The organism is Rhizobium ecuadorense (assembly GCF_001187535.1).
GTDB lineage: Bacteria > Pseudomonadota > Alphaproteobacteria > Rhizobiales > Rhizobiaceae > Rhizobium > Rhizobium ecuadorense.
Window position 1 is genome coordinate 1 of the sequence record NZ_LFIO01001709.1, and the last position, 500, is coordinate 500.

The window sequence follows — 500 nt, forward strand, 5'->3', positions numbered from 1 at the left end:
GCGCAGTCGCTGGCGGACGTCGGGCTCGACGAGTTGGAGGCTCTCGATCTCGTCCTCTCATCGGCCATCTTCGGCTGGGCGAACCGCCTGATGCATACGCTCGGCGAGCCGATGCGGGACTAAAGCACGTCACGATCGCGCTGGAACTGGCCGACCGGAGCGAGCCGATCGCACACGTGAAAAGGGCGACCGAATGGCCGCCCTTCATCTTTCAGGAATGAGCGCTCAGAGCTGCTCAGCCCCGCACTAACCCGCGACCGCGCCGATTTGTTGCAACAAGCTCAGCAAGTCGGGTTGACCACGCTCTTCGACAAATTTTCCATCAGCCAGACGGTAGAAGTTCACGGCCTGGACCGTGATCGACTTACCTGTCGGCTCAACGCCGAGGAACGGACCCTGGTGCGTGCCGCGCATTGTGAAGCGCGCGGCTATCTTATCGTCTTCAGCGATGATTTCTTCCAAAGTCCATTGGATGTCGGGAAAGCCGCCTCGCATCATTC

At 60.4% G+C, this 500-nt stretch carries 1 protein-coding gene and 1 pseudogene; one reads left to right on the top strand and one right to left on the bottom strand.

Features of this window, described 5'->3' with window-relative positions; all coding sequences use genetic code 11:
- Positions 1-123 (top strand): annotated as a pseudogene (locus AF337_RS33115) (peroxidase-related enzyme); the annotation flags it as partial.
- Positions 124-246: 123 nt separating this feature from the next.
- Here AF337_RS33115 and AF337_RS33120 read toward each other — a convergent pair.
- Positions 247-500 (bottom strand): ester cyclase (locus AF337_RS33120; protein ID WP_160320410.1); only part of this gene is annotated, 254 nt, incomplete at its 5' end.